Raw genomic sequence first — 22,050 nt, 5'->3', positions numbered from 1 at the left:
CCTCCAGACGGCAGTCGATAAGGCGGCATCGTAGCGGGCTTGACACAGTTCGCGCTCTTATCGATTATCGGTATATCGAAAATCGATAAGCAGGAGGTGTACCCATGAAGCGGTTGCTGGCGCGGCTGCGCCGCCCGGACTATCTCGGGGAGCTGCGGACGCTGCTGTTCGTGGCGCTCGGGGTGTGCGCAGTGGTGGCGGTGGTCAACGTGTGGGCGATGGTGGCCCGCGACCCGATCAGCGTCGTCGCCGGTGCCGGGGTGGTGGTCCCGCCGGACGCGGTGACCGGCCTGCGGCCCGGGGTGCGGCTCGACCCGGACACCGAGCTCCACGTCCTGGTCGACCACCCGAGCGTGGCGCAGGTGGGGTGGCACGCGGCGCAGTCCCTGCCGTGGTTCGCGATCGTCGTGTTCGCCCTCGTGATGCTGCTGCTCGTGGTCCGAGCCGCCCGGCGCGGCGACCCGTTCGCCGCCGCGAACGTCCGGCGGCTGAGGGCGGTCGGCTGGGTCGTGCTCCTGGGCAGCCTCGCGGCGTTCGAGCTCGAGCTGCTCGCCGGGTTCCAGCTCTCGGCGACGGTGGTGGCGGAGCCGCCCAGCACCGGCGCCGACCTGCCGCTCGGGTGGTGCCTGTGCGGTGCCGGGTTCCTCGCGCTCGCCGAGATCATCCAGCGGGGCCGGGCGCTGCAGGCCGAGCTGGCGGAGGTCATCTGATGCCACCGGCCGACGACCACCGGGTCGACGTGCACATCGACCGGCTGCTCGCCGAGCGGGGCATGACGCTGACCGACCTGGCGGCGAAGGTGGGCATCACGCTGGCGAACCTGTCGGTGCTGAAGAACGGGCACGCGCGGGCGATCCGCTTCAGCACTCTGACCGCCCTCTGCGAGGCCCTGGAGTGCCAGCCGGGCGACCTGTTCACGGTGCAGGTGCCGGAGGAAAGGAAAGAATAAGCAAACCGAACGGTGGCGTTGAGGTGCGGCGATTGACCGTGAGAGCGCTCTCTTCATAGCGTGGTCGGTGATCAATCCCCAGACCTTTCGGGAGCATCTGTGCGCACCTCCACCCGGCGCCGGCTGACGGTGATCGCGACCGCCCTCGCGCTCGCCGTCGCCGGTCTGGTCGCCACCACCCTGCACGACACACCCGAGGCGTCCGCCGGCATCGGCAACCTCACGTGGTCGGACGAGTTCAACGGCCCGTCGGGCGCCGCGCCGGACGCGTCGAAGTGGAAGCACGACGTCGGTGGCGGCGGCTTCGGCAACAGCGAGCTGCAGTACTACACCGACGGCGCGGCCAACTCGGCGCTCGACGGCGCCGGCAACCTCGTCATCACCGCCCGCAAGGAGAACCCCGGCAACTACAACTGCTGGTACGGGCGCTGCACGTACACCTCCTCCCGGCTGCTGACCGCGGGCAGGTTCACGCAGAAGTACGGCCGCTTCGAGGCGCGCATCAAGATCCCGCGCGGCCAGGGCCTGTGGCCGGCGTTCTGGATGCTGGGCGACGACATCGGCACCAACCCGTGGCCCAACAGCGGCGAGATCGACATCATGGAGAACGTCGGCAAGGAGCCCGGCACCGTCCACGGCACGCTGCACGGCCCCGGCTACTCCGGCGGCAACCCGCTCACCGGATCCACCGTGCTGTCCGGCGGCCGCGCGCTCGCCGACGACTTCCACACCTTCTCCGTCGACTGGGCGCCCGACTCGGTCACCTGGTACCTCGACGGGGCCCAGTACTTCCGCCAGACCCCGGCCGACACCCGCGGCAACAAGTGGGTCTACGACCACCCGTTCTTCATGCTGCTCAACGTCGCCGTCGGCGGCAACTGGCCCGGCTCGCCCGACGGCGGCACCACCTTCCCGCAGACGATGACGGTCGACTACGTGCGGGTCTACGCGTACACCACCGGCGGCGGCACCACGACCCCGCCGCCCGCCACCGGCAACCGCATCACGGGCATCGGCGGCAAGTGCGTCGACGTCAACGCGGCCAACACCGCCAACGGCACGCAGGTCCAGCTCTGGGACTGCAACGGCACCGGCGCGCAGAAGTGGTCCCGCCCCGGTGACGGCACGATCCGTGCCCTCGGCAAGTGCCTGGACGTCAACGCGGCCAGCTCCGCCAACGGCACCAAGGTCCAGCTGTGGGACTGCAACGGCACCGCCGCGCAGAAGTGGACCGCGAACGCCGACGGCACGGTCCGCGCCCTCGGCAAGTGCCTCGACGCCAAGGACGTCTCCTCGGCCAACGGCACCCCGCTGCAGATCTGGGACTGCGCCGCCAGCACAAACCAGCGGTGGACCTTCGCGTAACGCCCGCCCGACCTCAGGCCGCCCGGTCCCCAGGCCGGGCGGCCTGCCCGGGTCCGAGGGTCTCGAAGGCGGCGAGCGCGGCGTCCGGGTCGTCGGCGAAGCAGCGGACCGTCCGGACCTCGCAGGTCGCGCCCAGCGGGCGGACGGCCGTGACCGGGCCGGTCAGCTCCAGCTGCAGGTTGGCCTGGGACGACACCGCCACGGTGAGGATGGCGCCGTCGACGCGGACGCTGCCTTTCTCGTTGTACGCGCGGATCCGGCGCACCGAAGCGATCTGCTCGCGGGGGACGCTCAGGTCGAAGAACGCGCCGGAGCGGATGCGGACCCCGGTCGCGGAGACGACGTGCGGCCGGGTCACGTAGGCGGCGATGACCGCCAGCGCCAGCATGATCGAGTACCCGTCGAGCGCGAGCAGGGCCGCGCGGACGGCGAAGGGCGCGCCGAGGGAGCGCAGGACGACCTCGACGACGAAGAGCTCGACCACCATCGCGCCGAGGAAGACCAGCAGCGCGGGGGCCTGGGCGCCGAAGTACGGCACGGGCACGGCGCCGGCGGGCACGCCGTGCCGGCGGCCGGTCAGCCACAGCACCAGGCTCACCGCACCCTTGGCGTCGAAGCCGATGATCCGCCGCAGCCGCAGCGGCACGAGTCGTTCGTACGCGGCGCGCATCAGCCACGCTCCCGCAGCAGGTCCAGCAGCCGGCGGAACACCTCGGCCTGCGCGGCGGACATCTCCGCGGTGACGGTGTCCATCCAGTGGCCGGGCCCGGCGCCGGTCATCGCGGCCGCCATCTGCGGCGGCAGGTAGTCCGCGAGCTCCTCGGCGAGCGCGCCGACCCGCGGGTCGGCGACGTCGGCGGCCGCGAGCTCGTCCATCCTCGCGTAGAGGGACGCGCCCCGGGCCTGCGCCTCCGGTGAGGTCAGGGGGCGCAGGAGGTCGGCGAGGTCCGAGCCGGCGTTCGTGTCGATCATCGCCAGCAGCTCGCGGTCGAGGGCGCCGAACGCCGACGCGCCGGCCGGCAGGTCCCGCAGCACCGCGGCCATCTCCGGCGACACGGTCGAGTCGGGGCCGAGGTCGGGGGAGGCCAGCAGGGCCGCGAGCCGCTCCCGGCGGGCGGCGAGGGCGGCCTGCTGCCGGGCCAGGTCGTCGTCCAGCTCCCGCAGCACCTCCCGCAGCTCGCGGCCCTGGTCGTCGGCGAGCACGTCGCGGATCTCGTCGAGGGACAGGCCGAGCTCGGCGAGGCGCCGCACGCGGGCGAGGGCGACGGCGTCGCGCAGCCGGTACTCGCGGTAGCCGTTGACGAGCCGCTCGGGCTCGGGCATCAGGCCCAGGTGGTGGTAGTGCCGCACGGTACGGGTGGACACCCCGACCAGCGCGGCGAGCTCGCCGATCCGCATGCCTCAAGTAGAAACGTTGACGCTGCGGCAAGGTCAAGCCCGGTCAGGCGCCGTCCAGCCAGGTGCGCAGGGCCCACCAGACGCGCACGGTGTCGAGGACCCCCTCCACGGGCGGCAGTCCGGTGACCTCCTGGAGCCTGCGCAGCCGGTACCGCACGGTGTTGGGGTGCACGTGCAGCGCCGACGCCGCCTGGTCCAGCCGCTGGCCGTGATCGAGGTACGCCAGGGCGGTGCCGGCCAGCTCCCGGTGGAACTCGTCGTCCTGCCGCAGCCCGCCGAGCAGGGTGTCGCTGAGCATCGCCGCCAGCCGGGGCTGCATGGCCAGCGCGGTCCCGGCGGCGAGCCCGGTGACGTCGTGCACCCCGCGCCGCCCGTCCCGGACGGCGGTGGGCAGCGCGTCGAGGCACAGCGCGTACGCGGCGGCGGCCTCGGCGAGCGGCACGGCGGGGGACACCACGACCAGTGTCCGCGGACCGACCTCGGCGTCGGCGGGCCGCCGCGGCGTCAGCCCGGAGGGCCGCCCGTCGACGGACCCGAAGAGCCCGCCGCGCTGGTCGATCGCGCAGGACGCCACGAGGCAGTGGTAGCGGCCGGCCGGGTGCAGGCGGAAGCGGGCGAGGTCCGCGCTGTCGGCGGGCTCGCCGGCCAGGAGTCGGCGCAGCAGCGCGGCGCGCTCGTCGTGCCCGTCGCGGCGCAGCTCGAGCTCGGCGGTGCGGTAGCCGGCGATGACATGGCGTTCGAGGGCGCCGGCGTACCGGTCGAACTCCAGCGCCGCGGTGAGGAGGACCTCGTCGCGGATGCCGGCGGCCCGGCCGCGCACCACCGCGATCTCGAACGCCCGGGTGCGGCCGGCCTGCACGGCGCTGAGCAGCGCGCTGAGCGGCACGCCCTGCGCGGCCCGGTCCGCGCCGAGCCGGGTCGCCTCCGCGAAGTCGTCGGCGCTGGGATCGGTGAGCCGCTCGAACGCGGCGAGCCCGGCCATGAACAGCACCGCGATGTGCCGCCGGTTCTCCTCCTCGGGGAGCCGCGCCACCTCCGCCGAGCACGCCCGGGCCGCGGCGACGAGCTCCTCGACGATGCCGGGGTCCCCGGCCATGTCCCGCAGCAGCGGCCCCAGCGACACCGTCCCGCCCCCCGCCGTTGTGGCCCGTGCACAATCCACCCGCCGGGCGTTGCACTCTGACGACTATCGATGCGTTTGTACCGCGGCTTTTCTGTTACCGCAAGGTAACAACGCCCCCCGCCGTCAGGAGAGCCCCGTGACACTCCAGCGAGCCCGCCGCGCGCTCGTCGCCGGTCTCGTCGCCGCCGCCACCCTCGTGCCGATCACCGCCTCCGTACCTGCCGCTGCCGCCGCCCTGCAGCAGGTGATGTTCGTCGGCAACAACTGGGACGGCACGGTCGACGTGATCCGGCCCAGCGGCGCGTACACCAGACTCGGCCGGATCAACGTCGTGCCGGACAAGTCCCAGCGCCTGTGGGAGATCTACCTCAACCCCGTCAAGCTCGCCTTCTACCTCGGCGTCCAGCAGGGTCCGGGCGAGGGCCACGACCAGCTCGTCGACGACATGTACACCACGCCCGACGGCTCCGCGCTCGTCGTGTCCCGGCCGAGCTTCGCCGACGTGGTCTCGATCGACCTGCGCACCGGCGCGCTGCGGTGGCGCTTCCCCGTGTCGGGGTTCCGCTCCGACCACATGGCCGTCTCGCCCGACGGCACCCGGGTCGCCGTGTCGGCCTCCACCTCCAACACCGTGCACGTGCTGGACATCGTGACCGGGCGGCAGGTCGGGTCCTTCGGTACCGGCGACAAACCCCACGAGAACGTCTACACCGCCGGCGGCAGGTTCCTGTGGAACATGTCGATCGGCGAGGTCAACACCGCGCTGGACGATCCGTGGCTGGACTGGACGAAGGGCGACCGGCACATCACGGTCGTGGACACCGCGACCTTCCAGACCGCGAAGGTGATCGACATGCGGCAGCGGCTCGACGCGTACGGCCGCACGGACCTGTCCGACGCGGTGCGCCCGGCCGTGTTCACGCCGGACGAGTCGACCCTGTACTTCCAGGTGTCGTTCTTCAACGGGTTCGTCGAGTACGACGTCGCCGCCGACCGCATCACCCGGATCGCGACGCTGCCGAAGAACCCCGCCACCAGCGAGGACCGCACCACGTGGGTGAACGACTCCCGCCACCACGGCCTCTCGATGAGCCCCGACGGCAGCAGGGTGTGCGTCGCCGGCACGATGGACGACTACGCCACCGTCGTGGACCGCTCGACGCTCGCGCCGGGCCCGCTCGTGACGGCGAGCAAGCCGTACTGGGCGACCGTCAGCGCCGACGGCCGCGACTGTGTCATCTCCGAGTCCGGCGCCGACCAGGTCACCGCGATCAGCTTCGCCACGGGCCAGAAGGTCGCCTCGGTCGCCGTCGGTGACCACCCGCAGCGGGTCCGGCTGGGCCGTGTCGCCACCGACTGGACCGCCCCGCGCTAATGGTCGCTCGTGCCCCCGGCGTTAGGGTCGGGGGCATGATCCTTGTTCTGGGCGGGGCGGGGTGGACACGGTGGTGTCCGTGCCGAGCCTGCCGCTGCCGTTCGCCGACAGCTACCTGGTGCCGGCGATCCAGACCCGCGCCGGGCAGACCGGCGACGGCGTCGCCCTCGGGCTGCACGCGCTGGGGCTGCCCACCACCCACCTCGACGTGCTCGGCGACGACCCCGAGGGCCGGCTGGTGCGGGACCTGCACGAGCGGCGCGGCGTGCGGTTCGTGGCGGTGCCGACGCCCGCCGGCACGAAGCGCGCCGTGAACCTCGTCGACCCGCTCGGCCGGCGCCTGTCGCTCTACGACGGCAGCCGCCAGGACGACGCCGCCCTCTTCCCCGCCGAGCTGCTGCTGTCGCTCGCCGGATCCGCCCGGCACGTGCACGTGTCGATCACCCACCCGTGCCAGCACGCCGTCGAGGTGCTCGCCGGGCTGCCCGTGACCGTCTCCACCGACCTGCACGACTGGGACGGGGTCAACGCGTATCACGAGCAGTTCGCCCGCGGCGCGGACATCGTCTTCATGTCGGCGGCGGCGCTGCCGGACGTGCCGGGCACGCTGCGGCGGGTCCTCGCGATGGGCCGTCCGCGGATCGCGGTCGCGACGGCCGGCGCGGACGGGGCGTACCTGCTCGAGCGGGGCGCGCCGGACGTGGTCCACGTGCCCGTCGCCGAGCTGCCCGCGCCCGCGGTGGACTCCAACGGCGCCGGCGACGCGTTCGTGTCCGGGTTCCTGTACGGCCACCTCGCCGGCGCCCCGGCCGCGACCTGCGCGCGGTACGGCGCGGTCGCCGGCGCGCACGCGTGCACCGTCCCCAGCACCCGGGTCGACCCGATCACCACCGCCGACCTGCTCCGGCGCGTGTCCGGTCCCGCCTGACCACTCCGGCGCGCCCGGTCCCGGCTGACCGCTCCGGCGGGGTCCTGCGCCCGCCCGGTGGCTTGACACCCGCCGGGGTCCGCGACTTCGATGGTCGGACGGCACAGGGGAGGAGCGGGGTCAGCGGTGGAGCTCGGCGTCGACCTCGGCACGTCCAGCACCGTGGCGTTCCTGCGCCGCGACGGCGGGCCGCCCGAGCCGGTCCTCTTCGACGGCGCGCCGCTGCTGCCGTCCGCGGTCCTCGCCGGCGACGCCGGTGACTTCCTCGTCGGCCGGGACGCCGTGTACGCGGCCCGCGCCCGGCCCGAACGCTTCGAAGGCAACCCGAAGCGCCGCATCGACGACGGCGTCGTGCTGCTCGGTGCCGAGGTGACGGTCGAGGCGTTGCTCGGCGCGCTGCTGCACCGCGTCGTCACCGAGGCGCGGCGCATCGGCGGCACGGGCGTCACCGGCGCCACCATCTGCCACCCCGCCGCGTGGGGCCCCGGCCGCCGCGCCACGCTCCTGCGGGCCGCCGCCACCGCCGGCCTCGACCCCGCCCGCGTCAGGCTCGTCCCGGAGCCGGTCGCCGCGGCCGCGTTCCACCTGCGGCGGCACGGCCCCGCGCCCGCCGATCTCCTCGTGTACGACCTCGGCGCCGGCACCTTCGACGTCGCCGTCGTCCGCCACGGCCCGGTGAGCGGCGGCCCGGGCACCGGCGGGATGGAGGTGCTGTGCAGCGCGGGCCTCGACGAGACCGGCGGCCAGGACGTCGACGCCGCGATCGTCGACCTGCTGCGCCGCCGGTCCGGGGCGCCGGAGCGGTGGGCCCGCCTGGACAACCCGGCGACCGTCGCCGACCGCGCCGCCCGCCGGCAGCTGTGGGACGACGTCCGCAACGCCAAGGAGATGCTGTCCCGGACCAGCTCGGCGCTGCTCTACCTGCCGCTGCTGGACACCGACCAGATCCTCACCCGCGAGGAGTTGGACGGCCTCGCCGCGCCGCTGATCCAGCGGACGGTCGCCGCGGTCACCGCCACTCTCGCCGAGTGCCCGGTGCCGCTGCGCCCGCTCGGCGCGGTCATCCTCGTCGGCGGCGCGAGCCGGATGCCGCTCGTCGCCACGATGCTGCACCGCGCGCTGGGCATCGCGCCGACCGTCATCGACCAGCCCGAGCTGGTGGTCGCCGCCGGTAGCATCGACCCGATGGTGACCGGCCTGCCGCCCGCCGGCCCGCCGGTGGGTCAGCGCCCGATCGGCTGGACGGGTCCCGTCCCGATCTCCGGCGGCGACACCTCGGGCGCGGTGCCCCTGTCCCCGCAGGCGCCGGCGGCGTGGCAGCACCCGGCGCCGACGTCCGGCCCGCCGCAGCCGCTGCCCACGTCCGGTCCGCCGCAGCCGATGCCGGGCCAGGTCCAGCCGGGGCCCGTGCCGCCCGGACAGCCGCAGCCGCCCGGATGGCAGCAGCACACGGGATGGCCGCACCTCCAGGCCCCACCGCAGCAACTCCCACCGCAGCAGCCGCCCGTCCCGCAGCAGCCCGCGGGGTGGCCACCGCATCCGCCCGCTCCCGCACAGCCCGCGGGATGGCCGCCCCAGCAGCCCGTCCCGCCGCAGCAGGCGCCCGTCCCGTCGCAGCGGCAGTGGGTGCCGCCGCGGCACCAGTGGCCGGCGCCGCCCGTACACCTGCCGCAGCCGCCACAAGGGCAGCCTCCGGCGTGGCAGGGGGAGCAGTCATGGCAGGTCCCGCGGCCGGACGGGCCGGTCTGGACGGCGCCGCCGGGGTCCGACGGCACCGTGCTCGTCAACGTCGAGCTGATCGAGCTCGTCACCCCGAGCCTGCAGGGCGTCACGCTGCGCGGGCAGCTGCACGGCGGTGACGCGTTCGAGCACGTGTTCGCCGCGGACCCCGACGGCCGGCTGCTGCTCTTCCCCGACACGGCCGCGCTCGCCAGGCACGCCGCCGCCGACCCGTCCGACCGGCTCATCGCGACGCCGCCGTGGCAGGTGCGCACCGACGGCGGCGACGAGCTGCACTTCGACCTCGAGCTGCTCGTCGAGCACCTCAGCGGCCCGCCGCAGCGCTGGCTGCCGTCCTTCGTCTGCCGCTGCCGCGACCTGTGCGCCCAGCTCGTCGTGTACCTGGACCTCGACGACGCGGAGGACCTGCTCGGCGAGCACTCCACCATCGACCAGGTCGACGACATCCTGCGCCGGCACCTCGCCGACGCCGCCGCCGGCCGCGGCGCGCAGCGCCGCCTCGCCCGCATCGACCAGGCGCAGCTGATCGAGGACTGGACCGACCTCATCGCACTGATCGAGCAGAGCACGGTCAGCGCACCGTAGCTGTCAAGGGCTTTCGAAAGCTTCCGAAATTCATTCCCGGGCCGGGAATCGGCGGATATCAACGAAGCACCCCGCCGCCAACCCGCCACCCGGAGGGCACGTGACCCATGTGGACAGCCGCGCCGCCGACGGCTACGTCGCCCTGACGTTCGACGACGGGCCGAACCCGGCGACGACGGGCGCGCTGCTGGACGCCCTGCGGTCGGCCGAGGTGCGGGCCACGTGCTTCAACGTCGGCCGGCACGTGCAGGCCGAGCCGGCGCTCGCCCGGGCGCAGCGGGCGGCCGGCATGTGGGTCGCCAACCACAGCTGGACGCACGCGCACCTGACCCGGCTCGACACCGCGCGGATGACCTCGGAGCTGGCGCGGACCCAGCGGGCCGTCCGCCGGGCGACCGGCACCACGCCGAGGCTGTTCCGGCCACCGTACGGCGAGACGAACGCCGCCCTGCAGGCAGTCGCATCCGGGCTCGGGCTGACCGAGGTCCTGTGGAGTGTCGACTCGCAGGACTGGAACGGCGCGGGCACGGACCGGATCGTGCGGGCCGCCTCGACGCTCCAGCCGGGCGGCGTGCTGCTCATGCATGACGGCCACCAGGCCACGATCGACGCCGTGCCGCAGATCGTCGCGGACCTCACCGCCCGCGGCCTGTGCGCCGGCATGATCTCCACCGCCACCGGCCGGGCGGTCGCGCCCGACGGTTCACCCTGAAACGGAGCATGCATGCGATTGCGAAGACTGGTGCACGCGGGCGTCCTCGCCGTCGTGGCGGTCGGCTCGCTGGGCACCGTCGCGGCGTCGGCGCACGACGCCACGCCGGCGAAGCCGCAGGAGCAGACGCTGCGCTCGCTCGCCGCGCGGCACGGGCTGTACTTCGGCACCGCCGTCGACCCCGCCGCGTACGCGGCCGACACCACCTACAAGACGATGGTCGACACCCAGTTCTCGACCGTCACCGCCGAGAACGCGATGAAGTGGGAGAGCCTGGAGCCGACCCGCGGCACGTACAACTGGGGGCCGGCCGACGCGCTGATCGACAACGCCGTGCGCAACCGGCAGCTGGTGCGCGGGCACGTGCTGGTCTGGCACAGCCAGGTGCCGGGCTGGTTGAGCGCCGGCATCAACGACGGCTCGATCGACGGCCCGCAGCTTCGCGCGCTGCTGAAGCAGCACATCACCGCCGTGGTCAGCCACTTCAAGGGCCGGATCTGGCAGTGGGACGTCGTCAACGAGGCCGTCAGCGACCCGTGGGAGACGCCCGGCGCCATCCACCTGGGCGGCAACGCCGGGTCGTTCAAGCAGAAGTGGGCCGACCTGCTCGGCCCGGACTACCTGGCCGAGGCGTTCCGGGCGGCGCGGGCCGCCGACCCGAAGGCGCTGCTGTTCTACAACGACTACAACATCGAGGCGTTCGGCGACGGCGGGGCCGGCGACAAGACCCAGTTCGTCTACGACCTGGTCAAGCGCCTGCGCGCGGGTGGCGTCCCGATCGACGGCGTCGGCAGCCAGGGCCACCTCGCCACGCAGTACGGCAACTACGACGTCTTCCAGGTGGCCGACGCGCTGCGGCGCTTCACCGACCTGGGGCTCGCGGTCGCGCTCACCGAGGTCGACGCGCGCAGCCTCACCCAGAACGCCGCCGACCCCACGCTGCCGGCGCCCGGGGCCGACGTCAACGCCCGGGACCAGGCGGCCGCGTACAACTACCACGTGCTGCTGCAGGCGTGCCTGATGAACCGGCACTGCCTGTCGTTCACGGTGTGGGGCTTCACCGACAGGTACTCGTGGATCCCGGGCTGGTTCAAGAACCCGCCGGAGGGTCTCGGGTGCCTGTGGGACGCCTCGTACAACCCGAAGAAGTCGCTGCGGACGGTGCAGGGCGACCTGGTGGCGGCCGGGCCGCCGCTCGTCCAGCCGCGCATCCCGCAGGCGCCACGGCAGCTGCCGCGGCGCTGATCCCGGGACCGCTGTCCGGCGTTGCGGCGGCGACGCCGGACAGTGCGGGATCCCCGGTCCCCACGGGTGGGAGAGCGCTCTCTCAAGTTTGTCTTAGACTTCGATGAAGTCGGGTCTCCCGGCTTGACGTGCATTTTCGCATCGGCGAGCTTGAGTGGCATGAAGCTCCACCGGACCGTCCGCCGACGGACCCTCGCGCTCATCGTCTCGACCGCCGCCGTCGCCGCGCTCGGCGTGGTCGGGCTCGGTTTCGGGCTCACCAACGCCGCTGCCGCCACCGCCGGGCCGATCACCGGGATCGGCGGCAAGTGCGTCGACGTCGCCGGCGCCAACTCCGCCAACGGGACCGCGGTCCAGCTGTACACCTGCAACGGCACCGGCGCGCAGCAGTGGACCGTCGAGTCCGACGGCAGCGTCCGCGCGCTCGGCAAGTGCCTCGACGTGGCCGCGTCCGGCACCGCGGACGGCACCAAGGTCCAGTTGTGGGCGTGCAACGGCACCGGAGCGCAGCGGTGGACGGCGAGCGGCGGCCGCCTCGTCAACCCGAACTCCGGCAAGTGCCTGGACGCGTCGGGCAACAGCTCCGCCGACGGCACCCGCCTGCAGATCTGGGCCTGCACCGGCGGCGCCAACCAGGCCTGGAGGCTGCCCGGCGGCACCACCACCCCGACCACCCCGACGACCCCGCCCGGCTCGTCCCAGCCGCCGGTGACGGCGAAGAAGAAGGGCGTCAGCACCTGGGAGTTCCCGGGGCTGTCGCAGGCCGTCACGAACGTCGGCGCCGGCTGGTACTACAACTGGTCGCCGAGCAACGACAGCATGCCCGCCGCCGCGGAGTTCGTGCCGATGATCTGGGGCGCCGCCAACGTCACCGACGCGACCCTGGCGAAGGCGAAGAGCGAGGGCAAGGTGCTGCTCGGCTTCAACGAGCCGGACCTGGCCGGGCAGGCCAACATGACCGTCGAGCAGGCCCTCTCGCTGTGGCCGCGGCTCGAGTCGACCGGCATGCGGCTGGGCAGTCCCGCCGTCGCGTACGGCGGCAACACCCCGGGCGGGTGGCTGGACCGCTTCATGACCGGTGCGCGGCAGCAGAACCGGCGGGTCGACTTTATCACCCTGCACTGGTACGGCTCCGACTTCAGCGACGCCGCCGCCGGGCAGTTCGCCGGCTACCTGCAGGCCGTGTACGACCGGTACCGCCTGCCGATCTGGGTCACCGAGTACGGCCTGATGAACTTCTCCGGCACGCCCAAGTTCCCGAACACCGCGCAGATCACCGCGTTCATCACCGCGACGACCACCCGCATGCAGGCGACTTCCTACATCGAGCGCTACGCCTGGTTCTCCCTGCCGGCGGTCGGCGACTCGCTGCCCTACGGCCTGTACAAGGACGGCACCACAGCGACCCCTGCCGGGCAGGCCTACCGCGCGGCCGGCTGACGGCCACCTCGCCGCGGTGGGGCTGTACCACTGCCCGGCGGCTCGTGTCAGCGGTTCGCCGTCAGTGAACCCCCATGAGTGAAGTCAGAAAACCTGGTACGTCGACGCTAGATTTTCGTGGTGGGCGGGGGTAGCGTTACTGGGGTCAAGAGAGTCGGAAAACGACGCTGACGATGCCACCCCTCCGAGGGTGAAGGGACAGAGCCGCGACTGGCTGCGACTCGTCCGGCACGATTGGAAGGGAACGACGAGAGAAAGGGGAGGGTTCACACCGTTGGATCGCCCGCTGTGGACCGTGCACACGGTCCGGCGAGCACCGCAGTATCCATCGAACGAGAGGTGGTCTCCGGTCTGGCAGATGCGATCCCCGCACCGTCGCCGCGCATCGCGGCAGGTGTGGACATGACAATCCGGCATTCGTGTCGGTAGATGGTGTAACGACCCAATACCCTGGGCCCCGGCGCGAAAGCGCCGGGGCCCTCGACGCGGAGGTGACGTGTCCCCCTCGGACCATCCTTTAGACGACGACGACTTCCCCGCCTACACCATGGGCCGCGCAGCGGCGATCATCGGCGTCTCGCACGACTTCCTCCGCCGTCTCGGCGAGCTGAAGCTCATCAGCCCGCTGCGCTCCGACGGCGGGCACCGCAGGTATTCCCGGCACCAGCTACGGCTCGCTGCCCGCGCCCGCGAGCTGTGCGACCGCGGCACCCCGCTCGAGGCGGCGTGCCGCATCATCGACCTCGAGGACCAGCTCGAAGCGGCCCAACGCACCATCCGGGACCTGCGATCCGAGGAGATCGATTAGAGTCCACCTCATGCGTGTGCTGTTCGTGTCCGCGCCGCTGCTTGGCCACATGCTGCCGCTCGTGCCGCTCGCGGAGGCGCTCCGCCGGGCCGGGCACGACGTGCTGATCGCCACCGCCGCCGACGCGCTCACCGCCGGACGGACCGCGAAGCTGCCGGTCGTCGACGTCGCGCCGGGCTTCTCCTTCGCCCGGATCGCCCGGCGGACGATGCTGCGGCACCCGTTCGTCGCGCGCGCCGAGCTGGCCGGCACCGGCGGGACCCGCGGCGTCGGGCTGCTGTTCGGCACCGTCAACGAGCAGCTCGTCGATGGTGTCGCGGCGACCGCCGACCGGTTCCGCCCCGACCTGGTGGTGCACGAGCCCCTCGCGGTGGCCGGGGCGGTCGTGGCCGCGCGGCGCGGGGTGCCCGCCGTCCGGCACGAGAACAACCTCTTCGACGGCGCCGTCCTCACCGCCGTGACCGCCGGGCCGGCGCTGTGCCGGCACCGCGTCGACGGCCTGCCCGACCCGGCGGCCGTGGTGCAGATCGCGCCGGCCGAGCTCGTGGGGGAGCGGCCCGGCCTGCCGATGCGGCGCCTGCCGGTCGGGGCGTCCCCGAACCGGACCGGCTCGTTCGCCCACCCGCGCGGCCCGTTCGCTGACCTGCGCGGTTCCGCCGCGCATCCGGGCGGCCCGTTCGCGGGCCTGGGTGGGCCCGCCGCTGGCCTGGGCGGCCCGTTCGCCGGCGTGGGCGGCGCTGTGCGTCCGGGCGGCTCGGCGGGCCCCGGCGGCGAGCCGGTCACGCCGCTGCCGCCCGCCGGGGCGCGCCCGCGGATCGCGGTCACCCGCAGCACCGTGGACGGGCCGGGCAACGGCGGCATCATGCGCGCGATCGTCGCCGTCGCGGCCGGCGTCGACGCCGACATCCTCCTCGTCCGGCCCGAGCGCGGGCTGCCCGATCCGCTGCCCGGCAACGTGTACACCACCGGATGGGTGCAGCTCGACGCGCTCATGCCGACCCTCGACGCCGTCGTGCACCACGGCGGCGCCGGCACCGTCCTCGGCGCGCTCGCCGCCGGCGTCCCGCAGCTGGTCGTCCCCGGCCCCGGCGACCGCCGGCACAACGCGGGCGTGGTGGAGCGCTCCGGCGCCGGCTGGGCGATGTCGGCGTCCGCGATCACCGCCGACCAGCTGCACCGCCTCCTGTCCGACTACGGGCTGCGGGTGACCGCCGGCAGGTTCAAGGCCAGCATCGCCGCCCGCCCGCACCCCGACGAGGTCGCCGCCCAGCTGGCCGCCATCGTGTAGCGCCGCCCGCGCCGGACTCCCGGCGGCGGCCGATGGCCGGCGGGTGCCCCGCGTCGGTCGGGTGCGCGGCGGCGCCGACGGCCGGTGGGTGTCCCGCGGTCGTTGCGTGCGCGGCGGTCGATGGGTGGCGGGCGTACGCTGCTGGTTGTGGACCGGCTCGCCATCGACCTCGGCACCTCCAGCACGGTCGCGGTGGTGTGCGGCGCCGACGGCCGGGTGCGGCCGGTCCTGTTCGACGGCCGGGAGCAGCTGCCGTCCGGGGTCCACGCCGGTGCGGACGGTGTCCTGGTCGCGGGCCTCGACGCGGAGCGCCTGGCCCGCGCCGACCCCGCCGCCTTCGAACCCAACCCGAAGCGCCGCATCGACGACGGCGCCGTCCTGCTCGGCCCGCACGCCGTCGCCGTCCCCGACGCCCTCGCCGCGGTCCTCCGCGTGGTCGCCGCCCGGGCGCCGGGCGGTCACGTGGTGCTGACCGTGCCCGCGGGGTGGGGCGCGCCGCGGCGGGAGGTCCTCGCCGAGGCGGCCGCGCGCGCCGGGCTCGGCGCGGTGGACCTGGTGAGCGAGCCGCTCGCCGCCGCCGCGTACCTGACCGCGGCGGGTGCCCCGGTGCCGCCGGGCGCCGCGCTGCTCGTCGTCGACCTCGGCGCCGGCACCGCCGACCTCGCCGTGGTCCGCGACGGTCAGGTGGTGGCGCAGGGCGGCCTGGACGTCGGCGGCCTCGACGTCGACGCCGCGCTGGTCGGCGTCCTGGGTGCCGTGGTGTCCGCGGCCGCGCCCGCCGCCTGGCAGCGGCTGGAGTCGCCGGTGACCGCCGCCGACCGCCGCGACCGGCTGCTGCTGTGGCAGGAGGTGCGGGCGGCGAAGGAGAGCCTGTCCCGGCTCAGCGTCGCCCCCGTCCACGTCCCCGGCTACCCGTCGGACCCGCACCTGACCCGCGAGGAGCTGGAGTCGGCCGCCACCCCGCTCCTCGCCCCGGTCGCCGAGCTGGCCGCCGACCTCGTCGCCGCGTCCGGCGCCGGGGGCGGGGAGCCGGCGGAGGTGCTGCTCGTCGGCGGGGGCAGCCGGCTGCCGTCGCTGGCGCGGTTGCTGCACGCGCGGCTCGGCGTCGCGCCCACCACGGTCGAACGGCCCGAGACTGTCGTCGCCGAGGGCGCCCTCCACGCGACCGCGCCGCCGGCCGCGGCCGCCCCCGCCGCGCCCCCGCCGCCGGTGGCGGGACCGGCGGCCACTCCGCTGCGGCGCAGGTGGCTGAGCCCGGCGACGGTGCTGCTGATCCTGCTGTGCTTCGCGCTGCCGTTCGCGACCGTCTCCTGTGGACTCCCCGACGGCTACGGCCGCGCGAAGCCCGGCGGCACGACCAGTTACACCGGCTTCGACCTCGCGTCGGGTGGGACCCCCGACGTCGCGTCCGACCAGCTCCGCCCGGACGGCGAGCGGCGGCCGGACCGGCTCGCGCCGCAGCCGTCGTACATCGCCGGACTCCTGCTGCTCGGTGCCGTCCTCGCCGTCACGGTCGGGCTCGCGCAGGACCGGCGCCGCCGGGTGGCCGCCGCCGTCCTCGCCGGGCTCGCCGCCCTCGCCCTCGTCGCGGGTCAGCTGCTCGTCACCGACCGGCTCGCCGCCGCCGTCGCCGGGCAGAGCCGCCTGCCGGAGGGCAGGACACCCGGCGACATGGTCGGCACCGGCCCCGGCTTCTGGCTCGCGGTCACGCTGCTGACCCTCCTCGCCGCCGGCAACCTGGCCGCCCTCCGCACCCGCCGGTGACGCCCCCAGGCCGGGCGGGGTCAGGCCGGGGCGGGGTCAGTGGTTGCCGAACGGGTGGATGAGGCGGCAGATGCGGCGCTGCGAGCGGACGTGCTCCAGGTAGGCCGCCCAGGACGCGGACCAGGCGGGGCCGAAGCCGGCGATGAGCTCGCCGACGCGGCGCAGCTGGCGGCTCGAGGCACGGGTCGCCCAGCGCAGGACGGGGGCGGTCAGGACGGGGCGGAGGCCGCGGCTGTCGTTGTTGTGCATGAGGTGGTAGGCGATGACCGCGTGCCGCTCGTCGCCCGGCTTGCGGAGCAGGTCGCTGAGCAGGGTGACGTAGTGCTCGACGACGCCGGGGTGGCGGCGCAGGACCGCGAGCAGTTCGCGGGGCGGGGCGCTGCGGGCGAGGGCGGCGGCCACGCCCGGGGAGTGCAGCGTGACCAGGCGGGCCGGCAGCTCCTCCAGCTCGTGCAGCAGCGCGACGACCGGCCCGTCACCGAGCGGCCTGCCGGCCGGACCGGCGGGGGCCGTGGTCAGGCGGCGCACCACGGCGCGCAGGACGCGGTCGTCGGCGAGCAGCTGGAAGAGCCGGCGGTGGCGGGGGACCAGACCGGCGTCGACGAGCCGGTGGGCGACGTCCACGTCCTCGTGCGCCAGCGGCGCGTCGCCGACCAGCCGGCCGATGAGCCCTTCCAGGGTCTTCGCCGGCAGCACCACACCGGCCGGCGCCAGGCGCTTGAGCAGGCGCAGCTCGTCCACGGACGGGTCGGTCAGGCTCCACAGGGCGGCGGCCGTCGACAGGAACCGGTCGGGGTCGTGGGCCGCCGCGGTCAGGTGGTGCTCGACGAGCGCGGCGCGTTCGGCGCCGTCCACGTCGTCGCTGACCGCGCCGGCGAGGACGGCCTCGGCGAGCGGCGGCTCCAGGGTGGCGATGCGCGGCAGGAGCCACCGCCACCAGCCGGCGGCGATGTCGTGGCGGCGCACCGGGACGGCCTTGACCCGCCGGGTCAGCTCGTCGACGAGCGCCGCCGTGAGCCGGTCGCCGCATGGCCACAGCCCGGGGTCGAAGCCGGCCCGCGGGTGCCCGGCCCAGAATTCGACGAGGTCCCGCCCGCGGTCGGCGAGGTCGGACGGCTGGACGTCGATGCCGAAGCGGCCCGCGACCCGCAGCAGCGCCTCCGACCCGAGCGGCGCGGGCCCGGCGTTGAGGGCGGCGAGGACGAGCCGGCGGGCCGTGGTGTTGTCCGCGGCCGTCCACTCGCCGGCGGGCAGCGCGGGCGGCACGCGGGTGGCGACCTCGGCGCGCAGCGCGGCGGCGTCGGTCTCGCCGCGCAGCAGCGCCAGCCGGACGGCGGCGGCCCTCCCCGGCAGGAGCCCGTCGGCGGCGGCGTCGTCCAGCGCCTCGAGGACCGGTCGCGGCCATGCCGTGACGGAGCTGGTGAGCATGTCGGTGATGCCGCCGGTGTACGCGCGGCGAAGCGCCTGCGGGCCGTCGCGCAGCCAGCCGGCGATCGCCGGGGCGTGCGGCAGAGCCGGCTCGCGGCGCAGCACGGCGGCGAGGCCGAGCGCGGCGGCGGCGTCCGGTTCGAGGCCGCAGGCGGCGGCCAGGTCGAGCGCCTCGACGACGGCCCGCGGGTCGTCCTGCAGGAACCCGCCGACCCACCGCAGCGCGTGCGCCGTCGGCGTCGTGGCCGGGAACGCGCCGGCCGCCAGGTCGAAGACGGCGTAGCCGCGGCCGGTGAGCCCGGCGGCCGTGGCGGGGTCGACGCCGACCACGGGGACGCCCGCGGTGGCGGGGTCGCCGGCGTTGACCTCGAAGCCGAGGGCGAGGGCCCGCGCCGGCGGCAGCAGCAGCGTGCCGGCGGCGATCCACTCGACGATCCGGGTGGCCTCCGAGCCGACGAGCACGACCACCGGCGCGTCCGGCTCGCCGGCCCGGTCCAGGGCGGACACCAGCGCCAGGAGCATCGCGGCACCGCCCGGCTGGGCCGCGACGCGCTCCCGGACCAGTGCCGGCGTCAGCGTCGTCGCCGGCCCGCCGCCCGCGAGCGCCCCGCCCGGGATGCGCGGCCCCGGTGGCGGTGACATGGGGGAGTCCGGCGGCACGGCGACCGGCGGGACGGCCGCGACCGGCGGGACGGCCGCGACCGGCGGGACGGCCGCGACCGGCGGGACGGCCGCGACCGGCGGGGCGGATGCGAGGGGCGGAGCGGCCGCGGGGGGCGGGGACCACAGCGGGGCGCCGAAGAGCTGCGCCGGCCGCAGCGTGCCGTAGTCGGCGGGGTCGTCGGTGACGATGCCGTGGCTGACCTGGCCGGCGTCGCCCAGGTGCCGGCGGAGCGTCGTGGCGAACGAGCCGCCGGCCGCGACGTGGCGGAACGACGGCTGCGGCGGGTCCCCGGCACCGGGCTCGTCCCGCCCCGCCGGCTCGTACAGCAGCACCGTGCGCACGGCGCGCGTCCCCCCGAGGAAGGTGGCCGCGGACCGCTCCCGCCGCGTCTCGTCGTCCATGCCGTCGCTCCCATCCTCGCCGCCCACGGTTCGGCGCTCTCTGACGGACCGGTCCGTCAGAGAGAAGAGAGCGGTGGGTCTACAGGTCCTCGACGACGGCGAGCACCGCGGCCACGATGTCCCGGATGCGGCCCTGGTCTCGCAGGATGCGGCCGACGTGGTCGCCCGCGGTGTCGCTCAGGCGGGGCCCGCCGTCCAGGGTGGGCACGGCGCCGTCACCGAAGGCGACGGCGATGACCTCGGCGACGACGGTGGCCGGGTCCTCGCCGGCCCGCAGCCGGGTGCGCATCGCGGTCATCGCCAGGTGGGCGAGCTCCCGCATGTACAGGTCGTCGCGCTCGCCGACGTCGATGAGGCTGAGGGCGGGGGTGTCCTGGTCGCCGGCGGGGCACTCCGGCGCGTACCGGGGCACCGGCACGTGCTTGTGCCCGAGGGGGCCCTCGACGTAGCGCTCGTACCACTCCCGCTTCGCCCGCATGACCCGCAGCACCGCCTCGATGTCGTGGCGCACGTCGACGGCGGCGTCCCAGTCGCCGGTGAACCGGCAGCGCTGCGCCGTCCAGCTGTCGACGGGCCACACGTTGGTCCCCGCGGTGACCGGGTTGCCGACCCAGTTGAGCATCTGCACGGCGAGGTGGACCAGCCAGCGGTCGCCGCCGAGCCCGTCGACCAGCCATTTCGGGGCGCGGGGGCGCTGCAGGGCGCCGATCTCGCCGCGCCGGCGGCGATGCCCGTTGACGGTCGCGGAGTTGATGAGGCCGCAGATCCACGCGTCGAGGTTGTCGATGGGGGCGGTCGCCCGCCGGACGACGTCGTGGACGACCGCCTCGACGTCGTCGTGGAAGCGGTCCAGGCAGTCGTCGGCCAGGTGCCGGACCGACACCGCGCACGCCGGGTGACCGCGCCTGCGCTCCATGCCCTGGGTGAGCCCCGTGTAGACGACCGGGTAGACCACCGAGTAGGCGCCGCCGGTCAGCCGGAGGCGCTCCGGCTCGTCCGCTCCTGCGACAGTCGTCGCGAGCGTCCCGAGCCTGGCCAGGCTGCGGACCTCATCGGCCGCCGTCGCCAGAAGTCGAGGCATGACGATTCCCCTTCGACAATTTCCAGGCTCGCGTGATGCGGGCAGGCAGGATGTGATGCTGCGCCGAATCGTCGTGTTGCACGCACATGCCAGTCTGGCATTGCATATTTGCAAGGGAACGGCACGAACCGGCGAATCGGAGATCGATCAGACCGGTGCGGCTCGGCCTTTCGGCCACCGGTTCCGTCGATCGGCACCGCGGCGTCAACGGATCGCCTTCCGCCGTTCATGAACGAACGACCCTGCCCGGGCGGCCGTGCCGCCACTGCGGTGGATCGGGACCGACGGTGCCGGCCAATGCGTACGGTTCGCCCGCTTTGAGGTCATGTGATCGTCGATGGTCAATGTGATTTCGCGTGCCGTCCGTCAAAGAACATCCGGGCCGTGAGGGCGCGCCCGAGGACCGAGTGTGGAGGGGGCGTCATGCGCGGTTGCACCTGGCCGGCATTTCTGGTCGCCGGTGGGAGGGCCGCCGGACCGGCGTCCGCGTGGCGGTCCCCGGCTGCGGCTGACCCTTCGGGCGCTGGTCTGGGAGCATAGGGGCATGGCCACCCCGCCCACGGACCCGCCGGCTGACCGGATCACCGAGCTGCTGCACCGGGAGCTGCGCACCGCGCGGTCGGCGGCGATGGAGGAAGGGGCCAGCCCCGACGAGATCACCGCGGACCTGACCGAGCGGGTCGCCCGGCTGCGCCGCCTCAACGAGGCCGGCTGGCGCCCGGGCCGCGGCGGCGACCCGTCGCAGGCCACGCCGGACGCTCCCGACCCCGCCGACACCCCCTGACCGGGTGCCCGCCCGGGTTCCCAGCGAATTCGCAGCAACGCCCGCGGGCCTGCGCCAAGCGCCGCCGCCGTTGCCTTCCCGATCGGTAAGCTCGGCCGTGACCTGCGACGACGTGGACCGTGCCGGCCCCCGGCGGGGCCGGGTCCGTGCGGGAGGTTGATCAGGGGCTTGGGGGCAGCCACTACACTCGCACATGAATTTCCGGTGCAATCGATAGCTCCTGTCGTCGGCGGCTCCACTGATCTGCGACTCTTTTCGCGGCAGTCGGCACGTTCATGGCGGCCTTTCGAAATGGTCCGGACGGTTCGGACCGCATTGCAACAGCGGGGGATGCCCCGCATACCGAGTAGTTGGAGGAGTTCGTGGGAGTCAGCCTCAGCAAGGGCGGCAACGTCAGCCTCACCAAGCAGGCGCCCGGCCTGACGGCCGTGTCCGTCGGTCTGGGCTGGGATGTCCGGACCACGACCGGCGCCGAGTTCGACCTGGACGCCAGCGCGATCATCTGCGGCGAGTCCGGCAAGTCCCTCTCGGACAAGCACTTCGTGTTCTTCAACAACCTCGCGTCGCCGGACGGCACGGTCCAGCACCAGGGTGACAACCTCACCGGTGAGGGCGAGGGCGACGACGAGCAGATCAACGTCAACCTGGCCGGCATGGCCGCCGAGGTGAGCAAGATCGCCTTCCTCGTGTCGATCTACGACGCGGACGGCCGCTCGCAGTCCTTCGGCCAGGTGTCCAACGCCTACATCCGGGTCGTCGACCAGAACACCGGCGCCGAGCTCACCCGCTACGACCTGTCGGAGGACGCGTCGACCGAGACCGCGATGGTGTTCGGCGAGCTCTACCGCAACGGCGGCGAGTGGAAGTTCCGCGCCGTCGGTCAGGGCTACGCGTCCGGCCTCGCCGGCATCGCCCGGGACTTCGGCATCAACGTCTGACCCTGACGGGTCCCAGCACCACCGCCGCGGGTCG

Annotated in this window: 19 protein-coding genes; 14 read left to right on the top strand and 5 right to left on the bottom strand. The window is 74.4% G+C overall.

Annotation, left to right across the window (positions count from 1 at the left end):
- The first annotated feature begins 104 nt into the window (after positions 1-104).
- From ACQEVZ_RS58405 to ACQEVZ_RS58395, 3 genes are all read left to right on the top strand, one after another.
- Complete coding sequence (locus ACQEVZ_RS58405) at positions 105-710, top strand: DUF2975 domain-containing protein (RefSeq protein ID WP_433385360.1); 606 nt, start codon at positions 105-107, stop codon at positions 708-710.
- Complete coding sequence (locus tag ACQEVZ_RS58400; RefSeq protein WP_433385358.1) at positions 710-949, top strand: helix-turn-helix domain-containing protein; 240 nt, start codon at positions 710-712, stop codon at positions 947-949. The genes ACQEVZ_RS58405 and ACQEVZ_RS58400 overlap by 1 nt, the downstream gene beginning before the upstream one ends.
- 99 nt (positions 950-1,048) lie before the next feature.
- Complete coding sequence (locus ACQEVZ_RS58395; RefSeq protein WP_433385355.1) at positions 1,049-2,314, top strand: family 16 glycosylhydrolase; 1,266 nt, start codon at positions 1,049-1,051, stop codon at positions 2,312-2,314.
- A gap of 13 nt (positions 2,315-2,327) precedes the next feature.
- On the opposite strand, the gene ACQEVZ_RS58390 is transcribed toward ACQEVZ_RS58395, so the two are convergent.
- Genes ACQEVZ_RS58390 through ACQEVZ_RS58380 form a run of 3 tightly spaced genes read right to left on the bottom strand, consistent with a single transcriptional unit; the run spans position 2,328 to position 4,835 of the window.
- The gene (locus tag ACQEVZ_RS58390; protein ID WP_433385352.1) at positions 2,328-2,984 is read right to left on the bottom strand and encodes a hypothetical protein; all 657 of its coding nucleotides are present in this window, start codon (positions 2,982-2,984) and stop codon (positions 2,328-2,330) included.
- A complete protein-coding gene (locus ACQEVZ_RS58385; RefSeq protein WP_433385349.1) occupies positions 2,984-3,712 on the bottom strand; it encodes a MerR family transcriptional regulator in 729 nt (242 codons plus the stop codon). The genes ACQEVZ_RS58390 and ACQEVZ_RS58385 overlap by 1 nt, the downstream gene beginning before the upstream one ends.
- 43 nt (positions 3,713-3,755) lie before the next feature.
- Complete coding sequence (locus ACQEVZ_RS58380) at positions 3,756-4,835, bottom strand: PucR family transcriptional regulator (protein ID WP_433385346.1); 1,080 nt, start codon at positions 4,833-4,835, stop codon at positions 3,756-3,758.
- Positions 4,836-4,971: 136 nt separating this feature from the next.
- Here ACQEVZ_RS58380 and ACQEVZ_RS58375 point away from each other — a divergent pair, with 136 nt between their 5' ends.
- The 9 genes from ACQEVZ_RS58375 (at position 4,972) to ACQEVZ_RS58335 (ending at position 16,720) form a co-directional block, all read left to right on the top strand.
- Positions 4,972-6,210, top strand: coding sequence for a YncE family protein (locus ACQEVZ_RS58375; RefSeq protein WP_433385343.1), 1,239 nt, complete (start codon positions 4,972-4,974; stop codon positions 6,208-6,210).
- Positions 6,211-6,289: 79 nt separating this feature from the next.
- Complete coding sequence (locus tag ACQEVZ_RS58370) at positions 6,290-7,138, top strand: adenosine kinase (protein WP_433385340.1); 849 nt, start codon at positions 6,290-6,292, stop codon at positions 7,136-7,138.
- A gap of 126 nt (positions 7,139-7,264) precedes the next feature.
- Positions 7,265-9,463: an Hsp70 family protein gene (locus ACQEVZ_RS58365; RefSeq protein WP_433385337.1), complete on the top strand. Its 2,199-nt coding sequence runs from the start codon at positions 7,265-7,267 to the stop codon at positions 9,461-9,463.
- Between the two features lie 100 nt (positions 9,464-9,563).
- The gene (locus tag ACQEVZ_RS58360; protein WP_433385334.1) at positions 9,564-10,175 is read left to right on the top strand and encodes a polysaccharide deacetylase family protein; all 612 of its coding nucleotides are present in this window, start codon (positions 9,564-9,566) and stop codon (positions 10,173-10,175) included.
- A gap of 12 nt (positions 10,176-10,187) precedes the next feature.
- Positions 10,188-11,420, top strand: coding sequence for an endo-1,4-beta-xylanase (locus ACQEVZ_RS58355; protein WP_433385331.1), 1,233 nt, complete (start codon positions 10,188-10,190; stop codon positions 11,418-11,420).
- Between the two features lie 159 nt (positions 11,421-11,579).
- Entirely contained in the window at positions 11,580-12,860 is a 1,281-nt protein-coding gene (locus ACQEVZ_RS58350; RefSeq protein WP_433385328.1) for a glycosyl hydrolase, read from the top strand.
- 547 nt (positions 12,861-13,407) lie between these two features.
- A complete protein-coding gene (locus ACQEVZ_RS58345; protein ID WP_344504805.1) occupies positions 13,408-13,668 on the top strand; it encodes a MerR family transcriptional regulator in 261 nt (86 codons plus the stop codon).
- A gap of 10 nt (positions 13,669-13,678) precedes the next feature.
- Complete coding sequence (locus ACQEVZ_RS58340; RefSeq protein WP_433385325.1) at positions 13,679-14,956, top strand: glycosyltransferase; 1,278 nt, start codon at positions 13,679-13,681, stop codon at positions 14,954-14,956.
- Between the two features lie 147 nt (positions 14,957-15,103).
- Positions 15,104-16,720 (top strand): Hsp70 family protein, encoded by a 1,617-nt coding sequence (locus ACQEVZ_RS58335; protein ID WP_433385322.1) that lies wholly within the window; start codon positions 15,104-15,106, stop codon positions 16,718-16,720.
- Between the two features lie 36 nt (positions 16,721-16,756).
- Here ACQEVZ_RS58335 and ACQEVZ_RS58330 read toward each other — a convergent pair whose 3' ends face one another.
- Positions 16,757-19,213, bottom strand: a complete 2,457-nt coding sequence (locus tag ACQEVZ_RS58330) for a GTPase-associated protein 1-related protein (protein WP_433385319.1) — start codon at positions 19,211-19,213, stop codon at positions 16,757-16,759.
- Positions 19,214-19,292: 79 nt separating this feature from the next.
- Positions 19,293-20,294, bottom strand: a complete 1,002-nt coding sequence (locus ACQEVZ_RS58325) for a hypothetical protein (protein WP_433385316.1) — start codon at positions 20,292-20,294, stop codon at positions 19,293-19,295.
- 544 nt (positions 20,295-20,838) lie between these two features.
- Between ACQEVZ_RS58325 and ACQEVZ_RS58320 the strand changes: the two genes are divergently transcribed.
- Both ACQEVZ_RS58320 and ACQEVZ_RS58315 read left to right on the top strand, forming a co-directional pair.
- On the top strand, positions 20,839-21,078 hold the full coding sequence (locus tag ACQEVZ_RS58320) for a hypothetical protein (RefSeq protein ID WP_344504521.1): 240 nt from the start codon (positions 20,839-20,841) through the stop codon (positions 21,076-21,078).
- Positions 21,079-21,440: 362 nt separating this feature from the next.
- A complete protein-coding gene (locus tag ACQEVZ_RS58315) occupies positions 21,441-22,016 on the top strand; it encodes a TerD family protein (protein ID WP_344504522.1) in 576 nt (191 codons plus the stop codon).
- The last annotated feature ends 34 nt before the right edge of the window (positions 22,017-22,050 follow it).

The organism is Dactylosporangium sp. CA-152071 (genome assembly GCF_050936335.1).
In the GTDB taxonomy this organism is placed as follows: Bacteria; Actinomycetota; Actinomycetes; order Mycobacteriales; family Micromonosporaceae; genus Dactylosporangium; species Dactylosporangium maewongense.
Note: the sequence above shows the minus strand (reverse complement) of the source record. Positions and strands in the feature narration are given on the sequence as shown.